Genomic DNA, 4,522 nt, shown 5'->3' on the forward strand with positions numbered 1-4,522 from the left:
CAAATCAATTTGAATAAAGACGATGTAAATCAAGACACTTACACCGAACTATTTAACAAATATTTGGTTTAATAACAGGACTTAATATGAATATTGCAACCTTAAAAACTGCTGAAATATTTAAAAAACTCCCTCATTTATTTAAGTCTAAGTTTATATTTTTTTTCCTAGGCTTTTGGTTGATGCTAACAGCATTTCACTATGTCGATATTGTACCTAGTGATGATTATTTAATAATCTCAAAAGCCTTGGGAATACTTGCTTTGATCACCTATTTTTTTGAAAGAAAATAGGTATTACCCTTTGAAATCAGTATGTTTACGCAATGCTGTAAATATCCGTTTTGCAGTTTCTTCACGTACTGATTTTGGGTCTCTCAAAATACCGGCAATAAACAGAGTAAAAGCATCGTATGTCGGGAATGTAGAAAGGTCAGATATGTCACTTACACGACTTAAAATAGCACTATATTTGCTGATTTGAGCATCTGTTAAATCGCAGAACATATCTATTGTGTTCGGGTCCCGAGCTTGTGTCGTTAGAGTTTTAGGTTTTGGTTTCTCTTTTACAGTGAACTTAAAGCCGACTACAGAACGCCCCTGCTTTATATTCTCATAGCTGAGGTTAATATCCGTATTTTGATTAATTTCATCTAATGAGGGTTTAATTACCCTTTTTTTTAAATTACTTAAATCTTGATACGACTCAGGTAAGCCAAGCTGTTCAAAAAGATCATTAAGGCTGATTTGAAAACCGCCCATCACCTGATGTTTCTTAGCTAAGTGATAGATGTCTAGTGAGTAGTCTTTCCGGAGCCGTAATACAACCTCTTTTTTATATTTTGTATAAGGATTTAAAGCATCAAACTCCCTAAGAAGAAGAAGGACTTCATCAGTAAAGTAGAGTTCTGAACCCCCTTGCCCTACTTTATAAACAACCTTGTTCAACCATCTTATTTTCACCCGATCCCCATTTTGTGCTGTATATCCGAAAAATCGGGTAAAAAGACGCTCTGACGCTGTTTCTAGTGCTGTGTATGCGGTTGAAAGATCGACATTACACTCACGTGAAAATTCATGAGATGAGATAAAAATAGGTTCATTACTTGATATTTGTGTTGTTCTAGCAAGCGGCGTAGACATGATAAAAAGACGTTTTTCATCAAGGCTCATTCCACGAAAGCATTCAGCAACTCGGTTTTGTAAGACAACCCAATCTTTCGGATAATGTTTCTTTAGATCTACAGCCATATAAACAGCTCAAAAATAATAAATCGGTTTGTTTTTATACTAAGTACATTGTTTGAGTCAATACTTTTTTACAAATTAAAGTACATACATAGGTTTGTACTTTAATACTTGGCGTTTGTACTTTTTAAACTTGGCGTTTGTACTTTTTAAACAGTGTTTAACTTGGCGTTTGTACTTTAATACTTGGCGTTTGTACTTTTTTAAAGTTTGAAAGCCATGTTACACGTGGCTTTGAGGGGGGGCTAAAAGTATTTAAAAGCTTCTTAAAAGAATAAAAAGGAGCAGGGGAGTGAAAAACAGCCCTATGGCACTCGCTTCGCTCGTGGCATTTTGACCTCGTTTCACTTGGTCTTGGGGGCTGTTTTTTGGTGACTGCTTTCGAGGATTCAAAAAAGCAAAAGCGGCTATGAATTCGCTTCGCTCATAGAGCTTTTTTGCTCGCTTCGCTCGGTCTAGGTGCAAATACCAGCATTTGATTTAATTCCTTTTGTCTTTTTTATTTTTTTAAAGCAGTTTTTCAGAGGGTCGAGGCTCAACTTTTCTTTGTGTCACTCGTAGACACTCGTTAAATATACCGTTTAAATGCAAAAAATAAGGGTTTTTAGCTACTTTAGGTGTTTTTTTGATATTACCTACATGAAGTAAATTAAAGTGCCTTAGAAAGCAAAATAGAGAGATTTAGGAACTCACCTCGTTTAGTTGTTTTGCCGCAACCGAGGGAGTCATATCTCACTTTCGTAGAGTTCACGTTGTTTGTCGAGTAGAACATGGGTAGGCAAATACCCAAGTCATTATCACAATACGTCGTTCTTTATACTAAAGAATGGAAAAAACTCATCTTAACGAGGACTCCCGCTAATTTTTCTAAATTAGTTAAATATTCAATTAGTTAGAATTGAAACTATGAAAAAAATCATGCAGTACACAAGACTATGCTGCCGTATTTTCTTTTCTTTCATTAACGTTTGCTTAGTCCTGACTTAGATCGGGAGACCAATCCCGACCTATCAGAACAAACAATGGCGACCAAACCATTTTTAGCTATGTTTCGCTTTTTTAGATAACAACATAAAACCGACTCGGATTTTCGACAACACTACTCCCTTTACCACCCTTAGCAGCCACGCCACTGGTGAGTTCGCAATGTTTAATACAGCATCGACTTCGTTATTTTCATAACTTATACGACCTACTCATCCTCTCTCCCTCTCCATGCCTTGCCGTGACAACTCAATGTCTAAGCATGGAGATTCCCAAGTTATTTCTAACGATCTTAGCAATTGAACGCCAATGCTCTTTTGTCTGTCAGTGCTTCCATTTTCCCCACCACGCGGTTCCTTAGATTTGGTGGATATGACTTTGAGACAAAATCTGAGCGTATGGCTCTTAATCTACACGTGTCTCCGGTTTATGCTTCCGGATGTATACTGTTTAAGCTATCCGTTGACCCACTTTGCTTGAGATGATCTCACTCAGTGGTGCCGCTGCTTCCAGATTTCTCCTCAGCTAGCCTGTAACATTGCTGTTACCTCAAACGCCATCAGTTGTGCCAATGAGCTGCGCTTCCCTCTTAGAGTGCATTTGCCGCAACACATTGCCGTTATTAGTGACCCTTAACATCCTGTCAGGGTCTCACGGTAATCGTTAAAACAGGGTTTCAATACAAAAAAAATTGTATCTAGTCAGGCTATATCTAACCTCACGACCACTTCACAATCATTCGATTGTTTATAGGCTCCCGTGTCCTTGTCGCCCAACCCCGTTTACAACGGATTGGATCGAAAAGGAGTATTACAACTCCCTAGCGCCCATCAGATCGTACCGAACGGGATTTCTCCAGTAGTACGCTCAATCGGTCAACTCAAAATGGCTAGTTCTGAATTGTGCGCTATCTAAAAAAACATGGCTTTAAGCAGGCTGTTGCCTGCTCAAAATCGCTAAAACGAAAATGGTCAGGCAGTTGGTCAGACTGCTTTAAGTCAATGAATATTGCGACTATAAACCAAGCAAAAACAGATGTAAATTCCGTCACCTAGGAACCACTTGATTGCACGATGACAAATTGTGTCAATTAAGTCCGACCAATGCCTTTGGCATTGGTAAAAAATCAAAATCGTTGAAAGCATTATAAAATATAGCTTTTAGTTAGAATAAATATTGCTTGATTACATAGGACTTTTTAGAATATTGTTTGATGACAATTGAACAAATATTGCTTGGTAACAATAAAATGATTCATTACAGCCCGAACAGTCGTTATACAGCGCAAAAAATTGTAGATAAAGTTGCAAACGGTGCGTATTTCTATAGTCACTTTACTATTGAATCTGATAACACGATGTTTGCAGATAAAATCCAAAAACTCATAAAAAAACTCAGCCAAAAATATTCTTTAGATTTAAGCCCACGACAAAGGACTTATCGTTTAAATAAAAAAAATGAGCCTATTGCGGATTTAATTATTCAAAAGCGTTATGACCAAGATATATGGGAATTTTGGCTGTTTGTGACAACTCCAAAAAGCAATGAATACAACACTCTTAAAAGCGAGGGGCAATTAAAGAAAATAGTCAAACAGCGAATATCAGAAGTTGAAACAACGTGGAATCGAGAAGAAGAACAAGAACAAATTTCATTGATTCAGACATATTTTAATGACCATGAAAAATTCAAATTTGTTTTACAAAAGCCCTTTTTAAAAGTTGCGTTTGGAAATGGGAAAAATGTTGAACTGGTGCGCCTTTCACACTCAAAAAAGAAATCAAAGAATTATCCTGATACGGAGAAAAGTGCAAAAAACTATACATGGACTTGGCGATTTGATGAGCCTAGCGTGCAGCTGATTAAAAAAAGCTATGTTGAAATTATAAATACACTTATTTCAAATAATGACAAAAGCGTTGGCATGTCTAAGTTGCAGTCATTTTATGATGATCTGAAATTTTACGGAGTCTTCAAAGGGAATCGGCACCAGATCGGACGATTGTTTGTTGATGCGGTCAGTTATCACTTCAAAAAAACAGGGAAAAACTTTAGAAAAATGGACTACTACATTCCTTTAGAGCTGAATTACCTGCCCCGAATTAAGAATTATGCAGATGATTTTATTCAGTATGTTTTCTTAAGAAGGATTTATGAGAGTGTTCAAATCAATTTGAATAAAGACGATGTAAATCAAGACACTTACACCGAACTATTTAACAAATATTTGGTTTAATAACAGGACTTAATATGAATATTGCAACCTTAAAAACTGCTGAAATATTTAAAAA

Annotated in this window: 3 protein-coding genes; 2 read left to right on the plus strand and 1 reads right to left on the minus strand. The window is 36.5% G+C overall.

The genetic code is table 11. The features are described 5' to 3' along the window. The first annotated feature begins 86 nt into the window (after positions 1-86). Positions 87-293, plus strand: a complete 207-nt coding sequence (locus FTU03_RS15710; RefSeq protein ID WP_179991696.1) for a hypothetical protein — start codon at positions 87-89, stop codon at positions 291-293. Positions 294-296: 3 nt separating this feature from the next. Here FTU03_RS15710 and FTU03_RS15715 read toward each other — a convergent pair whose 3' ends face one another. Further along, positions 297-1,250, minus strand: a complete 954-nt coding sequence (locus FTU03_RS15715; protein ID WP_179991697.1) for a replication initiation protein — start codon at positions 1,248-1,250, stop codon at positions 297-299. 2,194 nt (positions 1,251-3,444) lie between these two features. On the opposite strand from FTU03_RS15715, the gene FTU03_RS15720 reads away from it, so the two are divergent. After that, positions 3,445-4,467: a hypothetical protein gene (locus FTU03_RS15720; RefSeq protein WP_247166083.1), complete on the plus strand. Its 1,023-nt coding sequence runs from the start codon at positions 3,445-3,447 to the stop codon at positions 4,465-4,467. Positions 4,468-4,522 lie beyond the last annotated feature (55 nt).

The sequence above is a fragment of the Acinetobacter sp. YH12046 genome (assembly GCF_013419905.1).
GTDB lineage: Bacteria > Pseudomonadota > Gammaproteobacteria > Pseudomonadales > Moraxellaceae > Acinetobacter.

Bases quoted from the DNA above. Each gene is read 5' to 3' on its own strand.
- FTU03_RS15710 (WP_179991696.1), top strand. From the start codon at position 87: ATGAATATTGCAACCTTAAAAACTGCTGAAATATTTAAAAAACTCCCT.
- FTU03_RS15715 (WP_179991697.1), bottom strand. From the start codon at position 1,250: ATGGCTGTAGATCTAAAGAAACATTATCCGAAAGATTGGGTTGTCTTA.
- FTU03_RS15720 (WP_247166083.1), top strand. From the start codon at position 3,445: ATGACAATTGAACAAATATTGCTTGGTAACAATAAAATGATTCATTAC.